Source organism: Bacillus mesophilum, from assembly GCF_008923265.1.
Taxonomy (GTDB): Bacteria; Bacillota; Bacilli; order Bacillales; family Cytobacillaceae; genus Cytobacillus; species Cytobacillus mesophilum.
The window spans coordinates 158,368-181,574 of the sequence record NZ_WBOT01000006.1 but is presented as its reverse complement, the minus strand read 5'-3'; the positions used below and the strand labels follow the sequence as shown (position 1 = coordinate 181,574).

General features: G+C 38.2%; 25 protein-coding genes and 1 pseudogene. 15 read left to right on the top strand and 11 right to left on the bottom strand.

Annotated features, from left to right (window positions below; translation table 11 throughout):
• Positions 1-317 precede the first annotated feature (317 nt).
• Together F7732_RS17650 and F7732_RS17645 are read left to right on the top strand one after the other, a co-directional pair.
• Positions 318-1,439 carry a GAF domain-containing sensor histidine kinase gene (locus F7732_RS17650; protein ID WP_151575419.1) on the top strand — a complete coding sequence of 374 codons (1,122 nt, stop codon included), beginning with the start codon at positions 318-320 and terminating at the stop codon, positions 1,437-1,439.
• Between the two features lie 12 nt (positions 1,440-1,451).
• Positions 1,452-2,093 (top strand): response regulator, encoded by a 642-nt coding sequence (locus F7732_RS17645; protein ID WP_151575418.1) that lies wholly within the window; start codon positions 1,452-1,454, stop codon positions 2,091-2,093.
• A 49-nt stretch (positions 2,094-2,142) separates the two neighbouring features.
• On the opposite strand, the gene F7732_RS17640 is transcribed toward F7732_RS17645, so the two are convergent.
• A complete protein-coding gene (locus F7732_RS17640) occupies positions 2,143-2,397 on the bottom strand; it encodes a YhdB family protein (RefSeq protein ID WP_151575417.1) in 255 nt (84 codons plus the stop codon).
• Between the two features lie 168 nt (positions 2,398-2,565).
• On the opposite strand from F7732_RS17640, the gene F7732_RS17635 reads away from it, so the two are divergent.
• The 7 genes from F7732_RS17635 (at position 2,566) to F7732_RS17605 (ending at position 9,483) form a co-directional block, all read left to right on the top strand.
• Positions 2,566-3,558, top strand: coding sequence for a M14 family zinc carboxypeptidase (locus F7732_RS17635; RefSeq protein ID WP_151575416.1), 993 nt, complete (start codon positions 2,566-2,568; stop codon positions 3,556-3,558).
• A 57-nt stretch (positions 3,559-3,615) separates the two neighbouring features.
• Positions 3,616-3,930, top strand: coding sequence for a DUF3889 domain-containing protein (locus F7732_RS17630; protein WP_151575415.1), 315 nt, complete (start codon positions 3,616-3,618; stop codon positions 3,928-3,930).
• A 204-nt stretch (positions 3,931-4,134) separates the two neighbouring features.
• Positions 4,135-4,830 (top strand): response regulator transcription factor, encoded by a 696-nt coding sequence (locus tag F7732_RS17625; protein ID WP_151575414.1) that lies wholly within the window; start codon positions 4,135-4,137, stop codon positions 4,828-4,830.
• Positions 4,827-6,182, top strand: coding sequence for a sensor histidine kinase (locus tag F7732_RS17620; protein ID WP_151575413.1), 1,356 nt, complete (start codon positions 4,827-4,829; stop codon positions 6,180-6,182). Before F7732_RS17625 ends, F7732_RS17620 begins: the two co-directional genes overlap by 4 nt.
• A gap of 67 nt (positions 6,183-6,249) precedes the next feature.
• Complete coding sequence (locus F7732_RS17615) at positions 6,250-6,951, top strand: PepSY domain-containing protein (RefSeq protein ID WP_151575412.1); 702 nt, start codon at positions 6,250-6,252, stop codon at positions 6,949-6,951.
• A gap of 382 nt (positions 6,952-7,333) precedes the next feature.
• A complete protein-coding gene (locus F7732_RS17610; RefSeq protein ID WP_151575411.1) occupies positions 7,334-7,933 on the top strand; it encodes a PepSY domain-containing protein in 600 nt (199 codons plus the stop codon).
• Positions 7,934-8,070: 137 nt separating this feature from the next.
• The gene (locus F7732_RS17605) at positions 8,071-9,483 is read left to right on the top strand and encodes a SpoVR family protein (protein WP_151575410.1); all 1,413 of its coding nucleotides are present in this window, start codon (positions 8,071-8,073) and stop codon (positions 9,481-9,483) included.
• Positions 9,484-9,581: 98 nt separating this feature from the next.
• On the opposite strand, the gene F7732_RS17600 is transcribed toward F7732_RS17605, so the two are convergent.
• Complete coding sequence (locus F7732_RS17600; protein ID WP_151575409.1) at positions 9,582-10,475, bottom strand: YitT family protein; 894 nt, start codon at positions 10,473-10,475, stop codon at positions 9,582-9,584.
• 168 nt (positions 10,476-10,643) lie between these two features.
• Between F7732_RS17600 and F7732_RS17595 the strand changes: the two genes are divergently transcribed.
• Entirely contained in the window at positions 10,644-11,495 is an 852-nt protein-coding gene (locus F7732_RS17595; RefSeq protein ID WP_151575408.1) for a YihY/virulence factor BrkB family protein, read from the top strand.
• A 91-nt stretch (positions 11,496-11,586) separates the two neighbouring features.
• Here the strand turns inward: F7732_RS17595 and F7732_RS17590 are convergent, their stop codons facing one another.
• Positions 11,587-11,898, bottom strand: a complete 312-nt coding sequence (locus tag F7732_RS17590) for a DUF948 domain-containing protein (RefSeq protein ID WP_151575407.1) — start codon at positions 11,896-11,898, stop codon at positions 11,587-11,589.
• Positions 11,899-12,133: 235 nt separating this feature from the next.
• On the opposite strand from F7732_RS17590, the gene F7732_RS17585 reads away from it, so the two are divergent.
• Positions 12,134-13,057 carry a cation diffusion facilitator family transporter gene (locus F7732_RS17585; RefSeq protein WP_151575406.1) on the top strand — a complete coding sequence of 308 codons (924 nt, stop codon included), beginning with the start codon at positions 12,134-12,136 and terminating at the stop codon, positions 13,055-13,057.
• Here F7732_RS17585 and F7732_RS17580 read toward each other — a convergent pair.
• Positions 13,054-13,374 carry an ArsR/SmtB family transcription factor gene (locus F7732_RS17580; protein WP_151575405.1) on the bottom strand — a complete coding sequence of 107 codons (321 nt, stop codon included), beginning with the start codon at positions 13,372-13,374 and terminating at the stop codon, positions 13,054-13,056. The two genes, F7732_RS17585 and F7732_RS17580, sit on opposite strands and share 4 nt — an antisense overlap.
• Positions 13,375-13,473: 99 nt before the next feature.
• Positions 13,474-14,088, bottom strand: coding sequence for a hypothetical protein (locus F7732_RS17575; RefSeq protein ID WP_151575404.1), 615 nt, complete (start codon positions 14,086-14,088; stop codon positions 13,474-13,476).
• 189 nt (positions 14,089-14,277) lie between these two features.
• Here F7732_RS17575 and F7732_RS17570 point away from each other — a divergent pair, with 189 nt between their 5' ends.
• Both F7732_RS17570 and F7732_RS17565 read left to right on the top strand, forming a co-directional pair.
• Positions 14,278-14,979: a response regulator transcription factor gene (locus F7732_RS17570; RefSeq protein WP_151575403.1), complete on the top strand. Its 702-nt coding sequence runs from the start codon at positions 14,278-14,280 to the stop codon at positions 14,977-14,979.
• Positions 14,969-16,375: a sensor histidine kinase gene (locus F7732_RS17565; protein ID WP_151575402.1), complete on the top strand. Its 1,407-nt coding sequence runs from the start codon at positions 14,969-14,971 to the stop codon at positions 16,373-16,375. The genes F7732_RS17570 and F7732_RS17565 overlap by 11 nt, the downstream gene beginning before the upstream one ends.
• Before the next feature lie 59 nt (positions 16,376-16,434).
• Here the strand turns inward: F7732_RS17565 and F7732_RS17560 are convergent, their stop codons facing one another.
• The 4 genes and pseudogenes from F7732_RS17560 to F7732_RS17550 all read right to left on the bottom strand — a co-directional run bounded on the left by F7732_RS17560 (position 16,435) and on the right by F7732_RS17550 (position 19,130).
• Positions 16,435-17,811, bottom strand: coding sequence for a hemolysin family protein (locus tag F7732_RS17560; RefSeq protein WP_151575401.1), 1,377 nt, complete (start codon positions 17,809-17,811; stop codon positions 16,435-16,437).
• A gap of 64 nt (positions 17,812-17,875) precedes the next feature.
• Positions 17,876-18,082 carry a MerR family transcriptional regulator gene (locus F7732_RS23140; RefSeq protein WP_240056674.1) on the bottom strand — a complete coding sequence of 69 codons (207 nt, stop codon included), beginning with the start codon at positions 18,080-18,082 and terminating at the stop codon, positions 17,876-17,878.
• Positions 18,083-18,094: 12 nt separating this feature from the next.
• Positions 18,095-18,277 (bottom strand): annotated as a pseudogene (locus F7732_RS23295) (MerR family transcriptional regulator); the annotation flags it as partial.
• A gap of 301 nt (positions 18,278-18,578) precedes the next feature.
• Positions 18,579-19,130: a GNAT family N-acetyltransferase gene (locus F7732_RS17550; RefSeq protein ID WP_151575399.1), complete on the bottom strand. Its 552-nt coding sequence runs from the start codon at positions 19,128-19,130 to the stop codon at positions 18,579-18,581.
• A 238-nt stretch (positions 19,131-19,368) separates the two neighbouring features.
• On the opposite strand from F7732_RS17550, the gene F7732_RS17545 reads away from it, so the two are divergent.
• Entirely contained in the window at positions 19,369-20,592 is a 1,224-nt protein-coding gene (locus F7732_RS17545; protein WP_151575398.1) for a dicarboxylate/amino acid:cation symporter, read from the top strand.
• Positions 20,593-20,688: 96 nt separating this feature from the next.
• Here F7732_RS17545 and F7732_RS17540 read toward each other — a convergent pair whose 3' ends face one another.
• Complete coding sequence (locus tag F7732_RS17540; protein ID WP_151575397.1) at positions 20,689-21,807, bottom strand: histidine kinase N-terminal domain-containing protein; 1,119 nt, start codon at positions 21,805-21,807, stop codon at positions 20,689-20,691.
• 215 nt (positions 21,808-22,022) lie between these two features.
• Here F7732_RS17540 and F7732_RS17535 point away from each other — a divergent pair, with 215 nt between their 5' ends.
• Complete coding sequence (locus F7732_RS17535) at positions 22,023-22,481, top strand: helix-turn-helix transcriptional regulator (protein ID WP_151575396.1); 459 nt, start codon at positions 22,023-22,025, stop codon at positions 22,479-22,481.
• A gap of 198 nt (positions 22,482-22,679) precedes the next feature.
• Here F7732_RS17535 and F7732_RS17530 read toward each other — a convergent pair whose 3' ends face one another.
• A complete protein-coding gene (locus F7732_RS17530) occupies positions 22,680-23,198 on the bottom strand; it encodes a universal stress protein (protein WP_161598908.1) in 519 nt (172 codons plus the stop codon).
• Positions 23,199-23,207 lie beyond the last annotated feature (9 nt).

Sequence of the window (23,207 nt, the reverse complement as noted above, 5' to 3'; positions counted from 1 at the left end):
CTATTGGACGCTTTTTTTGTGTTTTTTATAAAAAGGAAACTTGCGGGATTGTTTGAAAAAGGTAAGCAAATAAGCGAAAGAACTGATAAATACCCGAGAAATTATTGGGAGTGATTGATAACCATTGGAAAAGGCCAAAAGACTTAGAGCTAGAGCAGAAATAAACACACTAAGAATATAGCTAAAAAGACGAAGAGATAATCTCATGCTAAAGTTTTCATCCATCTACGACTTTTGATGTATAAAATTCCTCCTAATTTAGAACGCAAGCGTTACAGAATCGTTTTATAATGGAATTAGCAATAACAGGGGGAATTATGATGAAAGAGAAAAGAGATCATGAATTACAAACCTTAAAAGAGATTGCTGAGCTCTTAAACACTGGCACTGATGTAGATTCTCTTCTCATAAACGTTTTGGAAAGGCTGCTTCATATTACTGAGCTGGAGACAGGATGGATTTTTCTAATTGATGAGGATGGAAATCATGAGCTTGCTGCAGCTGTAAATCTGCCAAGGGCGCTGGCGCGAAACAACACTGCCCGAATGTGTTCAGGAGACTGCTGGTGTCTTAATAAATATAGAAATGGCCATCTGTCTGAGGCTACAAACATTATGGGCTGTAAACGAATTGAAAAAATACTGGCTGAAAAAGTGGAGCATACAAACGGGCTAACACATCATGCATCTGTTCCGCTGCGTGCCGGAAACGAACGATTTGGCATTCTAAATGTAGGCACTCCTGAAAAAACGACTTTTAATGATGGTGAGCTTGCACTGTTAGAGTCGGTTGCATTTCAAATTGGAACAGCATTGAAGAGAATTCATCTTACACGGCTTGAGCAGGAAGCTGCATTATCAGCTGAGCGTAATCGCCTTGCCCGCGATCTCCATGATTCTGTTAATCAATTGCTGTTTTCATTGAGTTTAACAGCAAGAGGAGGAGCAGAGATCGCAGAAAACACAGAAACAAAAGAAACATTTACATATATTCAAGACCTAGCACAGGAAGCATTACAAGAAATGAGGGCTTTGATCTGGCAGCTAAAACCGCATGGGCTTGAAAATGGCTTAATTTCTGCTCTAACAACCTATAGTGAAATGATTGGCATAAGAATTCATGCTACAGTGCGTGGTCTCATATGTTTGTCAGAACAGATGGAAGCAGTATTATGGAGGATTGGCCAGGAAGCCCTGGCAAATAGCAAGAAGCACTCTGGAGAAAGTGATGTTTACTTAGTATGTGAAGTGGATTCAGAAAGAATCTTTTTTCAGATTAGAGATGAAGGTACAGGGTTTCATTACGATCAAGAAGCATCGATACCATCACTTGGCTTAAAAAGCATGAAGGAGCGTGCTGAACAGATGCACGGTTCTTTTCAGCTGAAAAGCTCACCAGGTAATGGAACAGAGATTATTATTACATTGCCCTTGTCATAAGGAGTTGAAAAAATGGCCATCCGTTTATTAATTGCAGACGATCACCATATTGTCAGACGCGGTCTGGTGTTCTTCTTAAAAACACAAAAAAATATTGAAATCATCGGAGAAGCTTCAAACGGAGAAGAAGCAGTTTCGATGGCCGAGGCTTTCCGGCCAGATGTTATTTTAATGGACCTTGATATGCCGGTTATGAATGGCATTGAGGCTACGAGGGAAATTACTAAGAGATCAATGCCCTCTAAAATCATGATCCTTACGAGCTTTTCTGACCAAGACCATGTAATCCCTGCCATTGAAGCAGGCGCAGCTGGATATCAGTTAAAAGATGTTCAGCCAGATGTGCTGGTGCAAGCCATTGAAAAGCTTGTAAAGGGAGAAAATGAAATTCATCCAAAAGCAACTGCACATTTGCTTAAACAGCTCAGCCAGCGCCAATCAGAGCAGAATGAATTAAATGTCCTTACCAAAAGAGAAAAGGATGTATTGAGGGAAATTGCTGCAGGCAAAAGCAATAAAGAAATCGCAGCAGCTCTTTTTATTACTGAAAAAACAGTCAAAACACATGTCTCCAACCTCCTTTCTAAGCTTCAGGTAACAGACCGCACCCAAGCAGCACTGCTGGCGGTGCGGCTAGGAATTCATAAGTATTAACGCAAGAAAAACACGAGCATTGGGCTCGTGTTTTTTTGGTGGAATTCGCCTATATAGAGTGTGCTTCTGTATGTTCAAGAATATGTTCCGCAGACAATTCATTGGCATGGTCAATATATCTCAGTAAAGAATATAGGTTTCTTTCTACTACTGTGTAGTCTTTTTCAAAATTATAAGCATGCAGGAAATGCTCAATTTTTTTTGAAAGAAACTGATCCTGTGTACGAACCATTAGGATTAACAAGTTATCCCATTCAGAACGATGGGTGTAATATAAGGCACGGTCATAATCAACTTTATTCATCATCTTGCCTCCTCTTTCAGGAGTTGATAATAGTGTATGTCAACTTACTGTTTTATTTCTCAGTAAATGTTGGTCATCCATGTTTACTGGGCTTTTCAACTTTTACCTGTATAAGCTTTTTATTTTTGCGGAAGGTAATGATGATACGAATAAGGAAGGATTATTTCAATGAAACGAATAGTGCTATTATTTGCTGTATTCTTTTTTGCAGCAGGCTGGGGTGCAAATGCTGCTATTATAAATCCTCATGCACCATATCATTACGATATTTTGAAACAAGATCTGAAAACGATGAAAAAGCAATACCGTTTTATGAAGGTTAAAAAGTTCGGAAAATCATCATTTGGACGGAATCTTTATGCTGTAAGACTAGGCAAAGGCAATCGAAATATTCTTATTGTTGGTTCCCATCATGGGCGTGAATGGCTGACAACAAGCTTAACGATGAAAATGATGGAGGATTATGCCTATGCCTATCATCAGAAAAAAGGGATTGGAGGATATTCGTACAGACTCTTAGACGAAATCTCTATCTGGTTTATTCCTATGCTGAATCCTGATGGAGTCGTCCTGCAGCAGGAAGGAATAGATGCTTTTCCAAAAGGTTTTCATGGAAGGCTGCTCGAAATGAATGATGGCCGTTCTGATTTTACAAGCTGGAAAGCGAATGGAATTGGCATTGATTTGAATAGGCAATATCCTTCCGGCTGGGATGAACTGCAAACTGGATCGGAACTGCCTTCCTGGCAATTTTATAAAGGAAAGCATCCAGTTGAAGCTGCGGAAGTAAAAGCGCTTATACGTTTTGTGTATAAAATAAATCCAGAACTTGCTGTAGCATACCATTCTTCCGGGCAGGAAGTTTTTTGGGACTATCATAATGGGGCTCATTCTGTAAGAGATCGGGCTATTGCAAATGAAGTAGCAGAATTAACAGGTTACCCATTATCTGAGCCCTCCGCTGAAGCAGTAGGAGGAGGCTTTAAAGACTGGTTTATTTCAGAATTCCGCAAACCAGCCATGACTATTGAGATATGCAGGCTGGTCGAAGATCGTGCTCCGCCCACAAGCGAATTCCATAAGGAATGGGAACGAAATCAGCATGTCGGCATCCTGCTGGCACAAGAAGCGAAGAAAATGATCGAAAAGGAAAATCGTTGACATAAAAAAACCATTTTTTGAAAAAATAAAGGCAATGACAAACATATGGAGGTACGCATGAAACGATTATCCGTCCTGTTATTAGCACTTTTTTTCATAATAAACGCAGATCTTCCTGTCCACGCGGAAGAAAAGCCGGATTATGAAAAATACGGAAGAATTGCAACAGTTGTTGTGAAAGAGGATTATCCTGGCGAGGCAGTAGTAGAGTATAAATACGGCGGCCGCAGAAAATTGACTGAAGCAGAAGTAATGGATACATTTGTCTTCATTGTAAAAGAGAACGGTAAAGACAAAACCATTCTAGTTAAAGTCACTCATTTGCTTACTGATAATAAGTCGTTAAGCCTGACCGTTGAAGAACAGAAATAGGGATTGATTGTTTCCATCGAATGTCTTTTCATTGTAATCCTGCTGAGGTTGCATGAAAAGGCATTCTTTTTTATACGTGTACCTGCCTCACCAGCAGCCTTGCTTGGTGGGTTTTTTTGATCTATTCGATGCAATAAGAAATGGATTTTAAAAAATGTTTCTGCTAGTCTAAAGGTATGAAGAGATGGCGGGGAGGCAGACCTGGTGGCGAAAGAGAAAATACTCGTAGTTGAAGACGAAGTAAAAATTGCACGCTTGCTTGAATTGGAACTGGGATTTGAAGGATATGAAGTGACCAAGGTGTTTGATGGCTTAGATGGACTGGAGAAATTCAGAACAGAAACCTGGGATTTAATCCTGCTTGATGTAATGCTGCCAGGACTAAGCGGAATTGAACTGCTGCGCAGAATCAGAGCAGGGAATAAATCTACACCTGTGCTCCTTCTTACGGCAAAAAGTTCAGTGGAGGATAAGGTTTCTGGCCTTGATTTGGGTGCAAATGATTATATTACAAAGCCTTTTCAAATTGAAGAACTGCTTGCAAGAGTTAGAGTTGCACTGCGCAACAAACAGAGTGAACAAAATGAAGAACAAATAGATTCTTTAGAAATAGAAAATTTGAAAATCAATGAAAAGACAAGAGAAGTGACTAGAGGCGATGTACAAATTGAATTAACACCGAGGGAATTTGATCTTTTATCATTCCTGCTCCGCAATAAGAGACAGGTGCTGTCCAGAGATCAAATATTAGAGGCTGTATGGGGCTACGATTTCATGGGTGATACGAATGTGGTTGATGTATATATTCGCTATGTCCGCAAAAAAATTGAACCAGCAGGAGAGCCTTCCCTTATTCATACGATTCGGGGTGTAGGCTACGTCATAAAGGAGCCAAAATGAAGCTTCGAAATAAAATTAACTTGTACACATCTGTATTATTTGCCTTCCTTATTATTGTCATGAATGCAGCTCTTTTCTTTCTGTTTTCAAAGATGATTGTAGACAGTGAACTGGATACTGCAAGGAATGAGTTAGAAAACCTGGCGCAGGAGATTGACCAATCCCTAGGGCAAATACCTCCAGCCGATCTGCTTAGGGCATATGCTCCTTTAGATGGAGTTATTCAAATTGTGCAGGATGTTAATGGTGATTTGAAAAGTACGATAGGCTCAAATTCAGACGAAAACCGAAAGTTATTAGACGAGATGGATGAACAATTTTATCAGTCAGAACAAACGGAAGAATTGGTTCTTGGCAATCAGCATTATGCATTTTCGTCTATTCCTATTATTTTGCCGGATGGAGAAGTTGCTAATTTACAGACGGTTCAAAGCATTCAATCAGCGATTAATATTCTGCAGCTGTTTCGGATTGTTCTTGTGATTGTTACATTGCTGACACTTGTTCCTGTGTTAATATCAAGCAGAATCTTGAGCAGTTTTATCATGAATCCAATCATTTCAATGATTGAGACTATGAAAGATATTAGGGAGAGCGGACAGTTTAAACAGCTTAAGCTAGAGGGGAAATCGAAGGACGAACTTCATATAATGGGAGATACGTTTAATCATATGATTACTTTATTGGAAAATAATTATGAAAAGCAAAAACAGTTTGTTTCCAATGCCTCTCATGAATTTAAAACGCCTTTAACCGTTATTGAAAGCTATGCGAGTTTATTAAAACGAAGAGGCTTACAAGATCCAGCTTTATTCGAGGAATCTGTTGAAGCGATTCATTCTGAAGCCATAAGAATGAGAGAAATGACTGAACAGCTGTTATTGCTGGCTAAGCACCACGAACAATGGAATATTGAATGGAACGACATTCAGCTAAAACCCTTTTTGCTTCAAACTGCTAAGGCGTTTGAGCAAGCCTATAATCGAAAAATCTCATTTATTTGTGACGGGACTTCCATTGTGCGTACAGATGAGCAAAAGCTCAAACAGCTGCTGTTTATTTTTCTGGATAATGCGAGGAAATATAGCGATGATGACATCATTCTTACATGCGAAAAAAAGAACCAGAAAGTACTTATCCATATTCAGGATTTCGGTTCAGGCATCGGTGAAGAGGATTTGCCGCGGGTATTTGAACGATTTTATCGGGTGGATGAAGCAAGAACAAGGCAAAATGGCGGAACTGGTCTGGGACTTTCATTGGCAAAGGAAATGGCAGATGTAATGGGCATCCAGCTGGAGCTTAAAAGTGAAAAAGGGGCTGGTACCACGGTCACTTTAATGTTTAATTAAGGCAATTCTCATCCATTTCTCATTTTTCTGTTTCATAATATGGAGAGAAGGATGGAGGGGGAAATAGATGAAAAACAAATGGATATGGATCCTAACTGTATTGGTTCTGGCTGGTTTTATTGCAGGCTTTTTTCTATTTAATCAGGAAAAAGCAATGACAATGGAAGAAGCCAAAACACTTATTGCGAATCGCTATACAGGCGAGGTAATGAATATTGAAGAACTGGACGGGGAGTTTATCGCCGAGATGAATCGCGATAACGGAAAATATCAGGTTGCCATTGATGCCTTCAATGGAGAAACAAGATCCCTCGAAAAAACAGGAACGAACGAGAACACAGATACTTCTGATAAAAGCGATGAACCAGCTGAAAAGGAAATCTTAACACAACAGCAGATTAAAGATCAGCTTAAAGCAGCAGGTCATAAGGTGACTTCTGTTAAAAGCAGCACATCAAATGAGAAAAAACTGTACGTGGCTGAAGTGGAAAAGGGAGAACAAAAAAGCCAGCTTGAAATAGATGCTGTAACAGGCGAAATTCTAAAAACAACTCCTTTAGAAGAGGAGACTACTAAAATTTTAACAGAAGAGCAAGCGAAAGAAATTGCCCTGCAAACGGTTAGTGGCTCTATTGATGACGTTGATTTTGAATCCATCAATGACCAGCCCTACTACCTAGTAGAAATTGAGACAGAAGATGACCAAGAAGCCGTCGTCCAAATTAACGCGATCACAGGCAAATATACTATATCATGGGAAGAAGATTAAAGATTAGGCCAGGGAAATGAGATTTCCTTGGCCTTTTTTTTATTCTACTCCGAGTGGAGGAGGGATGTATCAATGTCTTAAACGCCCCATCTTGGTGAATTTCATGGAATTCGGTCGGGCAGATAACTTCCAGATCATGGCGACTATCCCCCTTATCAAACTCCACTTGCCTTAAATTCAGCAGTGAAAAAAACAATCCATCAATTTTACCCCTTTATTTAGATCATCAAATTTCTCTGGAATCGCTATCCATCAGCATTTTTACACCTAAATGAGTAAATTTCATTTCTTTCTCATCATTTTCTAATGTTATTCTACCGTTTCTTTAAGATAAGAAGACTATATTAATATTGTAGAAAACAAATTGAAGGAGGAAACAAAAATGAAAAAGAAAATTTGGATCGGTGCACTTGCAGGGTTTGTCGTATTAGGAGGAGCAGCAGCAGCTGGCGCAACACAAAAATCAGCTGAGGAGCAGGCAGCAAAAGAAATGATTACTTTGGAGAAGGCTAAGGAGCTGGCCTTAAAAGAGCAGCCAGGTGTAATTGAAAGCATTGAACTGGAAAGTAATTTAAACGGACGCTACTATGACGTGGATATTGATAACAATGATGATCGCATGGATTATGACGTGGATATTGATGCATATACTGGCGAAGTTTTATCTGTTAGAGAAGATCGTGATGATGACGATGATTTCGATGATCAAGACGATGATTATGTACAAAACAGTCAAGCAAACTCTTCTGCATCAGGTCAAAGCACACAAACTGCTGATCAAAAGATCTTATCTGAAAAAGACGCAATTGCCATTGCAGAAAAAGAAGCTAACGGCAAAGTAAAGGAAATGGACTTGGATAGCGATGATGGCAGAATGAAGTACGAATTTGAGCTGCGCACAAACAATGGCGAGGCAGAAATTGAATTAGACGCAGTAACAGGCGAAGTATTGGAACTGGAATTTGATAACGATAATGACTAATTTCCGGCAGGCTGTTAAACAGCCTGTTTTTTTATGCAGTAAAGAATGTAAGAGCCATCTATAAAAATACGAGCAAGAATCATCATTCCCCGTCCCTGCTCATAGATTAGGATAAGGACTTAAAGGGGGAGTGGCAAATGCAAGTGGAGGATGCGAAAGCACTCGAATATGCGATACAGGAGATTACGGAAATTGCCAGCGGGTTTGGTCTCGACTTTTATCCGATGCGTTATGAAATTTGTCCGGCAGATATTATTTATACATTTGGAGCCTATGGAATGCCAACTCGTTTCTCTCACTGGAGCTTTGGCAAGCAATTCTTTAAAATGAAGCTTCAATATGATCTTGGACTTTCAAAAATATATGAACTTGTAATTAATTCCGATCCGTGTTACGCCTTTTTGCTTGATTCGAATTCACTTATACAAAATAAACTCATCGTCGCGCACGTTCTGGCACACTGCGACTTCTTCAAAAACAATGTTCGCTTCCAGAATACAAAGCGCGATATGGTTGAAAGTATGGCGGCAACAGCTGAAAGGATCCGCTTATATGAAATTGAACATGGCAGAAAAGAGGTAGAGACATTTTTAGATGCTGTTCTCGCCATTGAGGAGCATATTGATCCTTCCTTAATGAGGCCGAAGTTTGCGTGGAGCACAGAAGAAAGTGAGTTTGAAAGCTCAGATAACATAGCAGCTTCACCTTACGATGATCTATGGGGTTTAGATGATCGCGGGCCAAAGCAGGAAAAAATAAAGAAAAAACGCAAATTTCCGCCTCGTCCGGAAAAGGATTTAATGCTTTTTATTGAAAACTATAGCCGTGAATTGACAGATTGGCAGCGTGATATCTTAACTATGATGCGCGAGGAAATGTTATATTTCTGGCCGCAGCTGGAAACGAAAATCATGAACGAAGGCTGGGCTTCCTATTGGCATCAGCGGATCTTAAGAGAGCTTGATTTAACAAGCTCAGAAGCAATTGAATTTGCAAAGCTAAATGCTGGTGTTGTGCAGCCATCCAGAACGGGCATCAACCCTTATTATCTTGGCTTAAAAGTGTTTGAGGATATCGAAGAGCGGTACAATCATCCTACAGAGGAAATGAAACGTCGTGGAGTTCAGCCAGGTTCAGGGCGGGAGAAAATGTTTGAGGTGCGTGAAATTGAATCCGATATTTCATTTTTACGCAATTATCTAACAAAAGACCTTGTCATGAGAGAGGATATGTACTTATTCCAAAAGCAGGGCAAGGATTACAAAGTAGTTGATAAACAATGGGAAAACGTGCGCGATCAGCTGGTTGGCATGAGAGTAAATGGAGGCTTTCCTTATCTAACGGTAACGGATGGTGATTATCTGAAAAATGGCGAGCTGTACATAAAGCATTGGTATGAAGGAATTGAACTTGATCTGAAATATTTGGAAAAAGTACTTCCTTATATCCATCAGCTGTGGGGGAGAAATGTCCACATGGAGAGCATGGTGGAAGGCAAGGAAATGGTGTTTTCTTATGATGGAAAGTCTATTCATCGCAAGTACTTATAAAGGCAGCTCTCGAGAAATGAAAAGCCGCAAAAATGCATGGAAATTCCGTGCGTTTTGCGGCATCTTTGTGCTTAATAATGAGTAAACACTAATATTACTTAATGTATCGCCTTTTTCTTAAATCTGCCGCCGCGAACCTCAGAAATATTTGCAACAGCTAAAAACGCATTTGGATCCAATTCTTCTACAATTGTTTTTAATTTGGCTTCCTCAAGCCGTGTAATTACAACAAAGATCACTTTTTTATCATCCCCGGTAAAAGCGCCTTCGCCTTTTAAATAGGTGACTCCTCTGCCAAGCCGGGCTATAATCGCTTCTCCTATAAATTGGTGATTCTCACTAATGATCCATGCCGATTTTGATTCATCTAAACCTTGAATCACAACATCAATTGTTTTAAAAGCAATAAAGTATGTAATAATCGAATACATCGCCCGATCCCAGCCAAAAACGAAACCAGCTGTCACAAAAATAAAGACATTAAAAAACATGATTATTTCGCCAACTGAAAACGGAAGATTTTTATTAAGTAATATCGCGAGAATTTCAGTGCCATCCAGTGATCCGCCATAACGAATGACAATACCAACGCCAATTCCTAAACTAATGCCGCCAAAAACGGTGGCTAATAAAAGATCACTCGTAAAGACAGGGACATTATGCAGCAGCAATGTGGTGAGAGAGAGAACACCAATGCCGAGCAGAGTAGAAAGAGCAAAGGTCTTTCCAATTTGTTTATATCCTATATAGAAGAAGGGGATGTTCAGGAGAAAGATAAAAATCCCGAGCTTTATATCTGTTAAGTGAGACAATATAATCGATATTCCAACAATCCCGCCATCCAGAATTTGATTAGGCACTAGAAACTCTTCAATGCCAATCCCCATAAAAATGGCTCCAATAATAATAAATATCATTCTCTTCAACACTTTGCCTTTCGATGTTGCTCTGTGCAAGTGCTGTGTGTTCAATTCTTCAGAAGTAAATCCCATCGGCAATCCTCCTTTGCTATGATATCTATTTTAGCATGACTGCAAAAAATAAAATGAAAATTCTGTCCAGCATCTGTATAAAATGACTTATTATAAATGATTATCTCTGTCCTTATATGGGAAAAGGAGACTATACTCTCAAATCTACTGTAAAGGATGTGAATATAAGTGAATCGTGCAATTACTTTTGGAAAAAAACTGTCTGCAGAATTAAAAGAAGATCGTGCAACAGGACTTGCAGCTGAGCAGGCTTACTATTATATGCTGGCTATTTTTCCGCTGTTGATCTTAATGATTTCTATTTTGCCATATTTATCAATTGATCCGCAAACGGTGCAATCTTATTTAAGCAGTATTTTGCCTGGTGATACGTTCAGCTTGATTGAGGAAAATGTCATTAATATCATTACTGTGCCAAATGGAGGGCTGCTGACCTTCGGGATCATCGGTACACTTTGGTCTGCGTCTAATGGAATGATGGCCTTTATTCGTGCAATGAACACGGCATTTGATGTAGAGGAATCCAGATCTTTTATCATTGTTAGGCTTATATCAATTGGGTTAACGCTCGGTTTAATTATTGCTATTGTAACCGCAATGCTGCTTCCAGTATTCGGGAATGTCATTGTCGATTTTATTGGACAATTCATCTATATCCCCAATAATATGGAAGTGCTGATTAATATTTTACGCTATGTCATTGCTATTGTTGTCATGGCAACTGTACTGGCTTGTCTTTATAAATTTGCGCCAGACAAGCATTATCCATTTAAGGAAGTATTGCCTGGAGCGTTTGCAGCGACAGTTATTTGGCAGATTATTTCATTTGGTTTATCCATTTATGTTAATAATTTTGCCAACTATTCAGCGACATACGGAAGCCTTGGCGGTGTTATTGTGCTAATGCTTTGGTTTTACTTAACAGGCTTGACCTTTGTTCTTGGGGGAGAAATTAACGCCTTGCTTCACAGAAAGAAAAAAGGACAAGCATTGAACAAAGCAAAAACAGCTGCAATGTAAATGACTTTGAAACATATACCGCTCCATTTTGCCAATTGAACACATAAAAAAAGCGAGGACTGTTCCTCGCTTTTTTCTATTTATAAACGTTTTATAGTTTATGGATAAAAGGAATTTTGATTTTCCACCACTTGGTGATCGATTTAGGTGTTTCCTTTACGGTAGAAATAAGCGATGTAAAAACACCTTTTTTAAATTCAAAATCCTTCTGCAGCTCTTGCTGCTGCATTTTAAGTGCATCAGTTTCATGCTTTAGTACATTCATTTTATGCTGCAATCGGCTATTTGTCTCATTCAGTCGTTCAATACTTGGCTGTGCCTGTTTCAAGGTCTTTAATGCCGAAATGATAAAATACACAATTGCAAGCACAATTACAGCAATACTTGCATACACAATAAACATTCTATCCCTCCCAAGGTTGTAGGATGTGCTGCCATCATTTAATGGATACATTAATTGTATTCTTTTTTTACCCTTTAAGCATGAAAAATAACAACTGATAAAAAATATAGTCAAGTTTGCATATGAAAACAGACAAATTTTATTATTCTTTCACAAAAAAGATTGAACAATCTGGTAATGTGGTACATAATATATATGAGCATATATTCATATATATAAAAGCGGAGGGAATTCGATGGGACATTCACACTCACACTCACACGGTCATTCACATCATCATCATTCAACTAACAATAAGAAAGCATTGCTTACTGCCTTTATACTAATTGCCGGCTTTATGGTCGTAGAGGTGATTGGAGGACTGGTTACAAATAGTCTCGCACTTTTGTCAGATGCAGGACATATGCTTAGTGACGCGGCGGCTTTAGGGCTGAGCTTTTTAGCCATCAAACTGGGAGAGAAAAAGGCTACCATAAGCAAATCATTTGGATATAAACGCTTTGAAATCATTGCCGCTTGGGTTAACGGTGTTACACTCTTAATTATCTCTCTTTATATTTTTTTTGAGGCATATCACAGGCTTCTTGACCCGCCAGAGGTTCAAAGTCTGGGCATGCTGACGATCTCTGTGATCGGACTTGTGGTAAATATTATTGCAGCGTTTATTTTGATGAGCGGTGATAAGGACCATAACTTAAATGTCCGCAGTGCATTCCTACATGTCATTGGTGATTTGCTTGGTTCAGTTGGTGCCATTACTGCTGCATTGCTTATGTATTTTTTTGGCTGGGGAATAGCTGATCCGATTGCAAGTATTATTGTTGCAATCTTAGTATTAATCAGTGGATGGCGAGTCATGAAGGATTCCTTTCATATTTTAATGGAGGGAACCCCAGAGGATTTGAATCCCGAAAAAATAAAAAGCGCACTATTAAAGATTGGCCAGGTGGCTGATGTGCATGATTTGCATATATGGACAATTACATCTGGTTTTCCCGCGTTAAGCTGTCATGTCGTCTTAACTGGTGATCAGGGGCATGATGCTGTGCTGAAAAAGGCTCAAGGCATATTACATGATGAATATGGCATTGAGCACAGCACAATTCAGGTTGAAGGGAAGACAGAGGGATGTCCAAGTCATCATGGCACATGTAATTAATGCTGTGCATGATCGATGGTTTGCTTTAAGATGCTTAAGACGTGTTCATCATCATGACTATAATAAAGGGTAGTTCCCTCTCGCCGGAACTTCACTAAGCGCAGGTTTTTAAGGAAGCGCAGCTGATGTGAGACCGTTGATTGCAGTAATGAAAGCTTTTCGGCGATATCATTAACAGAAAACTCCCCTTTCGAAAGCAAATGCAGGATTCGCAGGCGAGTAGGATCTGACAATGCTTTAAATGTCTGAGAAACAATAAATAAAGTTTCTTCATCAAAATCGTCTTCAAGTAAAGAGTATGGCTGTTCATTTGTCATTGCAGAACACACCTCCTAATTACTGCTATTATAATCCTGATTAGGCATTTACAGCAAAGAAAACCACCGGTTAAGGTGGTTTTTTTGATGGAGAAGAAATTATTCTTCTTTAATGCTATTTTTTATTTCGCCCATTAGCGTTTTCATTTCCTGGTGAAGCTTGTCATCTGTCAGATTAAGCTTTTCCTTCATTTCTTGAAAGCTTTTTCCGTCTTTTTTTAATTGAATGATGTCATTGAAATCCTTTCCTGAAGACTTAGACATTGCTGCAGCTGTAATGATGAAGTGCAGGCTCATATTCTCTTTTTTTATTAATGCTTCAAGATCAGCTTCACTTTTGCCTGTATAAACGGATAAAGTTTTAAGAACCTCCGTCTGATGCTTCTTGAGAAATCGTCCCTTTGCTTTATAATGCTGCTTCATTTTTTGTAAATCAACACCGAATTGCTGTGCTGTTTTATCCCAAGATGAACCGTTCTTTTTATATGAAGCTAATACATCTTCAACTTTTGCCTGTGAAAATTTTGCTATAAATGATGCTTTATAGATTTCTTCTTTGCTGAAGCCCTTATTCATTAAGGAATCAACTAATTCCTTATCCATAAAATGATGTCCATGATGATGTCCTTCTCCGCCTGACTGAGCAAATGCACTTCCTAGTGAAGGGCAAAGAAGAGTAAAAATGGACAGAAATACTATAAGAATTTTTTTCATATTTGTTCTCCTTTATCATTAATAAACTTCAAACCTTAGCTTGTCCAAAAAAAGGCAATTCATGAAGGTAAACATGAAAAAGAGAGAAAGTGAAGAAATGAGCGTATAAGAATTGAAAAAATACTATTATTTCGCTTTAATGTAACTATACCTAAACGTAATGACTGAATGTGCCATAGGATGGTGGATATGAAAATACTAGTCGTGGAAGATAATCAAAGTGTTTGCTCTATGCTCGAAATGTTTTTTATGAAAGAAGGATATGAAGGAACATTCATACATGACGGGCAATCTGGTTTTGAGCATTTTAATAAGGAACCATGGGATCTAATTATTTTGGATTGGATGCTGCCAGTAATGGATGGTGTGACGTTATGCCGTAAGATTCGAGAGCTCAGTAAAGTGCCCATTATTATGCTGACAGCAAAAGATAGCGAATCAGATCAGGTGCTGGGACTTGAAATGGGGGCTGATGATTATGTGACAAAACCGTTTAGCCCGCTGACCTTAATGGCGAGAATTAGAGCCGTCACCAGAAGATTTCATATGGACACGGAGGAAAAAGAGGAGGGCCAATACATCACTACGGCTCATTTTAAGATCAGCAAAGAAACAAGAGAAGCTTATTTTAATGATGATTTGCTTGGAAATCTTACACCAAAAGAGTTTGATCTTTTGTACTACTTTGTGAAAAATCCTAAGCAAGTATTTACAAGAGAGCAGCTGCTCGATAAGGTGTGGGGTTATCAATTTTACGGAGATGAACGGACAGTTGATGTTCATATTAAACGATTAAGGAAAAAGATCGGCACTGCACGCCAGCCATTTATACATACAATATGGGGTATAGGCTATAAGTTTGATGAAAGTGCGGAAGATCATGAAAGTTAAATATTTTTATCAGCTGCTGATCAGCCATATTATTATTCTGATTTTAGCTTTTTTGCTGCTTAGTCTGCTGTTTTCACAATTCCTGGAGAACTATATTTTTGAAAATAAGGTAGAAGAACTTGAAGCCTATGGAAAACAGATTCTGACTGATCTGACGGTTAGAATAGAAGGAACAGAAGAGTTTTTAAATGAATATACTGAGATTCTTGAAGCCCGTAATATTCAGTATATTTTATTTGATCGAAAGGGAAGAGTTCTTTATCCAGAACTGCAGGAGCCAGTTGTCCTTTTATCTGAGCAAGAATGGCTGGAGCTTTCTGCGGGAAATGGCATATCAGTCCTTCACGATATCAAACGCTTTGATCAGGAGGTAACACTTGTTGCCCTGCCTTATATGAATGGTGATCAGCTCATTGGCGGAGTTATTCTTCTTTCCCCGATCAGCGGGGCGATTCAAATGATCAGTCAGCTTAATAAATTTCTGCTTTATACGATCATTATTTCTTTAACGGCTACCATTCTGTTAAGCTGGTTTCTTGCGAAAAATTTAATTAAACGGATTCGTGATCTCAGAGATGCTACTTCTATGATTTCTTCTGGCAATTATGATGTCCATGTTCCTCATGTCCACATGGATGAGATTGGACAGCTGGCAAAGGATTTTAATGAAATGGCAGCAAAGTTAAAAAAATCGAATGAAGAAATCGATCGGCTGGAAAACAGAAGAAGAAAATTCATAGCAGATGTTTCACACGAAATGAGAACTCCGCTTACGACGATTAGCGGATTAGCTGAAGGAATTCAAAATAATCTCATTCCGGAGCAGGAAATGGAAAAGGGGATGAATTTAATTGATCGCGAGGCCAAAAGGCTGATTCGGCTGGTCAATGAGAATCTCGATTATGAAAAAATCCGATCCAACCAATTACAGCTTCATAAAATAAACGTGAATCTGCTGGAGACCTTTGAGGTTGTAGCTGATCAGCTTCTTCTTCAGGCCGAAGAAAAAAACAATACAATTATTATTGAGGCAGAGCCGCAAACAACAGTTGTGGCGGATTATGATCGATTAGTGCAAATCCTTGTAAATATATTAAAAAACAGCATTCAATTCACTGAAAACGGAGAGATTTACTTAAGGTCCGAGGAAAGCGATCATGCCACAAATATCATGATCGAAGACAATGGGATTGGAATTGATCCCGAAGAAGTAGAAATGATTTGGGAGAGATTTTATAAAGCGGATGTTTCGAGGACAAGCAATTCTTTCGGAGAATTTGGCATTGGATTATCAATTGTCAAACAGCTGGTGGAACTGCACAATGGGAAAATTGAAGTGAAAAGTGAAAAAGGGAAGGGTACAACATTTTTTATTCAGCTGCCAAATGTATCTTGAATACCTAAAATGAAAACAAAAAATCTCGGCCAATAGCCGAGATTTTCTGCTTCATTCGATTATGGCATAACTTCTGTCTCTGTTAATGCGACTGGTTTTGTCTGCTGCTGCGGCAATGTTTGAGGCGACTGTTCCAGTATTTCAGGAAGACGGCTTACTTCCAGGTATTTAATGTGATGGTCTTCCATTTCCATCACTGTAAATCGATATGAACCGTGCGTAATCACGTCACCTTCTTGTGCCTCGTAATTTTCCGTTAAAATCCAGCCGCCAATTGTATCAACATCTTCATCATTAATATCGATTCCAAGCATATCATTGATCTCGCTGACAAGCACTTTTGAATCAATGATAAAATGATCTTCCTTAACCGTTTGTATCATTGGGATTTCATCACTGTCAAATTCGTCGCGAATTTCTCCAACGATTTCTTCAATAATATCTTCCACGGTTACAAGACCTGATGTACCGCCGTATTCATCCATTAAAATAGCTAAATGAATCCGTTCTTTTTGCATTTTTAACAGCAGGTCATGAATTGGGGTACTGTCAATTACACGGATAATTGGACGAATATAAGGCTCAAGTGTTTTCACCGCTGTATTTTTTTTTGCAATTAAGTCGGTCATGACTTCCTTCATATTAATCATGCCTATAATATGATCTTTATCACCATCGATAATAGGATATCTTGTGAAGTTTTCTGTTTGAGCCGTCTGAAGGACGGTTTCTACATTGTCTTCCTTCGATAAGGAAATAATTTCTGTTCTCGGAACCATAATTTCTTTTGCAATTCGATTGTCAAACTCAAATATTTTATTTACATACTTGAACTCTGATTGGTTAATTTCCCCGCTCTCATAGCTTTCTGAAAGAATGATGCGAAGCTCTTCCTCGGAATGGGCAAGTTCATGTTCAGATGCAGGCTTTAAACCGAATAATCCAGTTAAAAAGCGTGCAGATCCATTTAAGAACCAAATAAATGGATACATGATGCGATAGAACCAAATAAGCGGATGTGCAATAATTAATGTCACTGCTTCAGCCTTTTGAATCGCCAGTGTTTTCGGTGCCAGCTCTCCAACTACAACATGAAGGAATGTAACAATTAAAAATGCACATGCAATAATGAGTACATGTGAAACATCATCGGATAAACCGAAAAATTGGATAATTGGACTAAGCAATACTTCAAAAGTAGGCTCTCCAAGCCATCCGAGTGCTAACGCAGTAATGGTTATCCCTAACTGACATGCTGATAAATACTCATCTAAATTGGTAATTAATTTTTTTGCGGCTATCGCTCTTGTACTGCCTTCTTCAATTAACTGATCGATTCGTGAGCTTCTAATCTTCACAATGGCAAATTCCGAAACTACAAAAAATGCCGTCAAAGCAATTAAAGTGGCGAAAATAACCAAATTAAATATGTCCAAATAAGTTCCCCTTCTCCCGTGTTAACGGGCAGGGTGTCACCTCCTGATTAATGGAAAAATAAGGTTAACTCGTTAGACTGACAAGTGATTGCAGCAATGCAGATCCTTCCAGTGAAAGCTTTTTAGAAAAACCGTTTTTGTTTTTCTCATCCAAATTCTTAATGAGCGGCATAAGGACGGATATTTCATTTTGAAGCTGTTTCATTTGCAATGTTACTGCATTGATTTGCATTTCAACTTCTACAGTGCGAATCTCCTGATTTGTCCTCATTTCTAGTTTTCTCTTAATCTCCTCTAAAGGAATATGCATTTTCTTGCATTCCTCAATAAAGCGTAAATCAACTAATACTTCTTCCGAATAAAATCGATAATTAGACTTTGAACGCGTCGCTTGGATTAAACCAATAGATGTATAGTAGTCTATTGTTCTTTTAGAAACATTTGCGATTTCTGCTAGTTCACCGATGCGATATAATGCCCCATCTTACCACCTCAGCTTATCATTAGTTGTAATTATTATACGTTACTAAAAACCATACAGTCAAACGTTCCAGTTGGAAAAAATGGATATATCAAAGTATATGACATTAAGAACGAGAAAATGATTACGAATATTCTGATTTTTTGGTTAACGTATGATTTGTTAAGTATATGGGGATACAGATTGATTTTCGAGTGAGGAGGGGATAAGTGGCAGATGAAAATATAAATAATTCCCATATGAAATATTTTACTTTTTCATATGGGAAGATCGCTTATTCTTATTATTACTTTAAACTTTCAAACCATTCACGATACAGCAAGCCATATATGGCAAGATCATGGAAATGATCGTAAAGAAATTCAGCATCGCGAACAATTCCCTCTTGTGTAAATCCAAGTCTTTCTGGAATAGCTCTGCTCTTCGTGTTGCCGATTCCGCAGCGGATTTCAATCCGGTTTAACTTGAGTTCAAAAAAGCTGTAATTAACTAATGCCTGTACACTTCTTGTCATAATTCCTTTGCCCTGGAAGCCCTCACCCAGAAAATATCCAATGCTTGTCTGTTTATTATGCCAATCGATTTGATGAAGGCCGATCGAGCCAGCTAGTTTTCCTTTATATCGAATGCCCGCATTAAAGCCATTATGATCAGCGAATTGTTTTAACCACATTGGGATAATCGAGTTGTATTGAACCGCAGATGTGGTGTTATCTACCCACGGAAGCCATACACGTAAATGCTGCCGGTTAAAATCAACTAAAGCAAATAATTCTTCGGCATGCTGAAGCTGAAATAATTGCAGCTCTAATTCTTCGTCAACTTTTAACGTAAACATGATGATTCCCCCTCCTGAATTAACATCATCATAACGAATATATGAAGAAAAATGTAGGTAATTTTTTGTATTTTTAAAAAAAACAAACAGTTATAGTTTGTATAGAATTGTAAAGTGTATTTTATTTTGTTGTAAGTATAGTTTCATATATAATATTAAAGGGTATAAATACGAAAATTAGAAGGATTTTCCTTAAATGGTTTTCAGCTCGAAAAATGAATGATGGAGGAAGACATACATGAAATTAACAACTAAAATAATCATTGGGTTGATTGCTGGAGCAATTGTTGGGATTATATTAAATTTATCTGCGCCAGATTTATTTTCCACCCTTGATACGTATTTATTTAATCCTTTAGGAACCATCTTTATTAACCTTATTAGTATGCTGGTAGTTCCTATTGTTCTTTTTTCTATAATTTTAGGTGTGACAGGTTTAGGTGAGCCTAAAAATCTTGGAAGAATTGGTATTAAAACGGTGGTGTATTTCTTATCAACTACCGCTTTAGCTATCATCATTGGAATAGGATTGGCCTTAATTTTCAAACCAGGTTTAATTGGGGAATTTAACACGGCTGATGCAGAGTATAGTACAGAGGAAGCACCGCCTGTTAGTGACACATTAATTAATATTATCCCGAGCAATCCTTTTGAAGCATTAACCTCTGGAAATATGCTGCAGATTATTGTATTTGCAGTCTTAGTAGGCTTTGCTTTAACGAGATTGGGTGAAAAAACTAAAGGTATCATAAGCCTGATTGAGCAAGGGAACGAAGTAATGATGTATCTAGTTGGTCTGGCGATGAAAGTTGCACCATATGGAACCTTTGGTTTAATAGCTTCTGCAATAGGCAGTCAGGGATTCTCTGCCATGAAGGCAATGGGTGTTTACATGATCGTAGTCTTAGGCGCATTATTTGTCCATGCTTTTGTAACATATGGCTCGTCCGTTTACTTTCTTGGCGGAATGAATCCTATTAAGTTTTTCAAAGGGTTCTCACCCGCAATGGGAGTGGGCTTTAGTACATCAAGCAGTAATGCAACATTGCCGCTATCAATGGAAACGGCTCAGAAAAAATTGGGTGTTCCTGAACCCATCAGCAGTTTTGTGCAGCCGCTTGGAGCTACCATTAATATGGATGGAACGGCAATCATGCAAGGTGTGGCAACTATTTTTATTGCCCAGGTGTATGGATCAGATTTGTCATTAACGCAATTGATGACCGTTGTATTAACAGCTGTATTAGCAAGTATTGGGACGGCTGGAGTTCCAGGAGTTGGTTTGATCATGCTGGCAATGGTTCTGCAATCAGTTGACCTCCCAGTTGAAGGAATTGCTTTAATAATAGGGATCGACCGTTTGCTTGATATGGTAAGAACCTCAGTAAACATTACAGGTGACGCTGCCTGTGCGGTGGTGGTAGCTAATACAGAGGAGAAAAGGTTACAGAAGAAAGCCTAAAGATTAAAAGACATGACATATCTTAAATATGATGATTTGAAAGTCAAAAAGCTTGCCGCTCGGCAAGCTTTTTTTATCTGTTAATCAGTTATGATTCTATTTAGCAATCGGAAGCAGAATGCTAAACACCGTTTTGCTTGTTTCTGATGTACATGTAAGGGTGCCGCGGTGCTTTTCAATAATTTCCCGGCAAACAAAGAGACCCAGCCCCGTTCCAAGTGTTTTGGTTGTAAAGAAGGGCTCGAATATAGTTGAAACAAGGTTATCTGGGATTTGCGGCCCGTTATTCTCAATATCTACCTTAACTTTGTCATCGACCTTAAAAGTTCTGATTTCAATAATGGGATTTATTCTGTCAGGGCTTAAAACATCAATTGCATTAAAAATAATATTAATAAATACTTGTCTTATTTCATCTTCATAGCCTTCAAGATATATATCTTCAGCAAGCTCCTGTATTGTTTTTACCTTGCCATCAAGTATACTCGGATAAAGAAAAATCAGTACTTCTTCTATTAAATCGTTTAAAGAAAAAACGATCTTTTCTTTTCCTATTAGTTCTTTTTTGGACAGCAGCAGGAATTGGGAAATGCGGAAATTCAGCTGCTCGATTTCATTTGAGATGATATCTAAATATTTCATATCAGAATGTTCTGCCTTTAGCAGCTGGATAAAGCCTTGAATTGAGGTAAGCGGGTTTCTGAATTCATGGATAAAGCTTGATGTCATTTGTCCAAGCAGTGTCAACCGATCTTTATGGGTAGAATCAATAAACTGTGTTTTTTCTTTAATTATGTTATTTTGAGTTTCACTATAATGGGATACGGAATAATATAAGAATTGGTCAAAGCAGGAATTTAATCGATCTACAAACAGCTGCAGCTCATCAAGTTCTAATTGTAATGTTAAGGCAAATTTTAATATGACTGCTCTTCCGCAATTCACATTGAAAACAAAATCACCAATGTTTATATTGGCTTCTACGCGCTGATTTGCAATTTTTAAAGCAAAAATGCTGATCTTTTCATTGAGAACATGTTCTTGATCTAAAAGTGACTCAATAAATAATTCAAACATATCGTTTCCGTTCATGAAGATCTGCTGTGCATGAGGGTCATCGGTTTTCGTTTTAAGTTGTTTCATCCAATCACTTAACAGTTCTTGTTTATTCGCTTGCAAACAACGCAGGACAGTTTCTTTTGTGACAGTTTGCATGAAGGCCTCCATAATTTAGTGATTTTCGTTTATTTACTTTAATAGATTCGCTTACAAATACTAAATTCCTTTTTAGGAGAAATAGAAAAATCATAAAATCGGTATTTCGAATCATATGAATAAAGATATTTAGAATTTGAAATAAAATAGGAATTCGTTTTATAATAGAGATATCACGTGTAAATTTACACGAAGCAAAAAGGACTGAATCGATATTGACTCGAGAAGAAATTATTATGAAAGTATCCGAAAAATTACGGCTCATTCGAACTGAGGCTGGCTACACCCAAGACAAAATGGCTGAGATCATCGGTGTTTCAAAGAAAACCCTCGTGCAAATTGAAAAAGGCAGGGCTGAAGCCGGATGGTCTACAGTTGTAGCTGTATGTGCACTTTTTCGCGAAACCGAAACAGTTAGATTCTTATTTGGAAACGAACCATTGGAAGTCCTTGAAACAATTGCAAGAGAAGGAATTGACTACAGAAAAGAAAAAACAATGGGCGGAAAAATATGGTGGCGTGAAATGGAGAAGAAAAATGGTCTAATTCTTCAGCAAAACATTATTAGTCAGCATTTCCGTATTATTGATCAAGACCACTTTCGAATTTATAGCAGTTTTGATGAACAATCTTCTAAAGAACGATTTCAGGAAGCAGTGAAAGAGTTCTTATAACCTTATAACTGATTCATTGCGGGTTGAGATGAATAGAAGAATTGTAGAGATGCTAAAAGATGATGAGAAAACAATGGATAAGCGGCTGCGGCTGCTTTTTTTTATTTTAAGAATTTATTGGTGCCTAAAGTTTTACATTACATGAAACCATAAAAAGAAAACACCTCAGTAGAGATGCTTTCTCCTTAATCAATCTATTTATTGTGCAACTAAAACGGAGCATGGTGCATTTTTTAAGATTTTTTCACTTGTGCTGCCAACAAATATTTTTTTTAGCCCGCTTTTTTGAGAGCTTCCAGTTAAAATGAGATCTGCATTTTTTTCAGCTGCAAATTCGCAAACGCTTTCTGCAGGGTCTCCGCTTAACACTTCAAAGTCTGTTTTGGCATGTAGACCAGCAGTGATTTGTTTCGCATTAAAGAGTGCCTGATCTGCACTATTGCTGACTTGGGCGTGTGTGTTAGGATAAATATCTTCATATCGATCTTCTGCAGGTGGAATAGGCATGCCTTCTAAACCAAATCCGTTTGCTCTGAGCGGCTGATAACCAGGCTGTGAATCTAAAGTTGTATTTGCAACCTTCTCTTCGAAAACATGAGCGATGTATAATGAACATTCAGGATTTCCTTTTGCAAGATTACCTGCCATTTTCAGGGCATTTTGGCTTGCAGTTGAATCGTCATAAGCGACTACAATACAGTTAAATTGTTCATTCATGGCCATCAC